General features: G+C 44.0%; 4 protein-coding genes. 2 read left to right on the top strand and 2 right to left on the bottom strand.

Features of this window, described 5'->3' with window-relative positions; translation table 11 throughout:
* A partial coding sequence (locus tag HJG39_RS19205) for a hypothetical protein (protein WP_268412025.1) occupies positions 1 to 226 on the bottom strand: 226 nt, incomplete at its 3' end.
* Positions 227 to 374: 148 nt separating this feature from the next.
* Between HJG39_RS19205 and HJG39_RS19200 the strand changes: the two genes are divergently transcribed.
* Both HJG39_RS19200 and HJG39_RS19195 read left to right on the top strand, forming a co-directional pair.
* Positions 375 to 635, top strand: coding sequence for a type II toxin-antitoxin system ParD family antitoxin (locus HJG39_RS19200; protein ID WP_268412023.1), 261 nt, complete (start codon positions 375 to 377; stop codon positions 633 to 635).
* Entirely contained in the window at positions 619 to 918 is a 300-nt protein-coding gene (locus HJG39_RS19195) for a type II toxin-antitoxin system RelE/ParE family toxin (protein ID WP_268412021.1), read from the top strand. The genes HJG39_RS19200 and HJG39_RS19195 overlap by 17 nt, the downstream gene beginning before the upstream one ends.
* On the opposite strand, the gene HJG39_RS19190 is transcribed toward HJG39_RS19195, so the two are convergent.
* A partial coding sequence (locus tag HJG39_RS19190) for an antirestriction protein ArdA (protein ID WP_268412020.1) occupies positions 915 to 1,268 on the bottom strand: 354 nt, incomplete at its 5' end. The two genes, HJG39_RS19195 and HJG39_RS19190, sit on opposite strands and share 4 nt — an antisense overlap.

Genomic DNA, 1,268 nt, shown 5'->3' with positions numbered 1-1,268 from the left:
CTTGTTTATAAGATGCACTTTGCATCAGCATCGCTAGCGTATCGCGCGCGTGTTTTTTGTCTTCTTGGGCTTTGGCTTCTTGCTCCCGATGAACAAAGCGCGATTGACCGATATACTCACCAGCTAGCTCGGCATTATATTGACGCCGTGTATCGTCTTGCCCCTTTTGCTCTTTGATTATTCTTATCTCGTCTGCGTCCATGCCATTCATTCTCAATTCTCTCACGCAGTACAATCATAGGGCGAAAGTATTAAGAATTTGATAAAAGCAGAGCATTGCGACATCCGCATTCATGATGTGATTTTTCATTGAATATTAACTAACATGCTTTATATTCAATATTGTTAAATATGAATAATTGATAGGTGCTGAAATGGCTACGACCAGTTTATCCTTAGGCGAACATTGGGAGGTTTTCATTAAAAATGAAGTTGCCAGTGGTCGCTATGGCTCTGCGAGTGAGCTTGTGCGTGATGCGTTACGCACATTAGAAGAACGCAATACGAAGCTTGAAATTTTGCGTCAACACCTAGCCGAAGGTGCGAGCCAAGCCGAACGCGGCGAGTTCGTTAATGAATCTCTGGATGAAATGCTTGGCGCATTCAAAGCAGAACGTAATGCCCAAAAAAATTAATGTCACTCCCAGAGCCAGAGCCGATATGCAGAGTATCTGGCTTTACACGGTCGAGCATTGGAACGAAGACCAAGCCGATAAGTATATCGGCACGCTTTATAACAAATTAAATACTCTGAGCGAAAACCCTCTGTTGGGCAAGCACCGTAAAGACATTGCCCACGGCTACTATTGTTCGCCCTGTCAGGAGCATCTGATTTTCTATCTCATTCGTGAGCAAAGCATTGATATTATCGGTGTCCCGCATCAGCAAATGGACATTCTGCGCTATTTTGAAGACTAGCAACCGCTAAAAACATGGACTTCACCATGACTTAGTTCAAAGCTGATAATATCGCCCGACATTTCCCAATCTCTGCCCATGCGTTCATAGTCGATATAAAACGCAAGATGTTCGGGAATGGTGCTGGAGTCTTCGGTGAACTGACGCGCATAATCTTCGAGGCTTTCATATACGCCGTGATAGCGCTCATCAATGGCTTTTTGTGCTTCCTCAAGGTCTGAATAGTAATCCAATAATTCAGCCCCAAGCCCACCATGCTCTTCAATAAATAAAGCGACTGTATGGGCAGACTCAATGCCCTCATATTCCGATAAACGATAGCCTTCAAACCCTTCATAATCATGAATGGC

Source organism: Alteromonas sp. a30 (assembly GCF_026788005.1).
Classification (GTDB): Bacteria; Pseudomonadota; Gammaproteobacteria; order Enterobacterales; family Alteromonadaceae; genus Paraneptunicella.
This window is presented reverse-complemented; position numbering and strand designations above follow the sequence as displayed.

Bases quoted from the DNA above. Each gene is read 5' to 3' on its own strand.
- HJG39_RS19200 (WP_268412023.1), top strand. From the start codon at position 375: ATGGCTACGACCAGTTTATCCTTAGGCGAACATTGGGAGGTTTTCATT.
- HJG39_RS19195 (WP_268412021.1), top strand. From the start codon at position 619: ATGCCCAAAAAAATTAATGTCACTCCCAGAGCCAGAGCCGATATGCAG.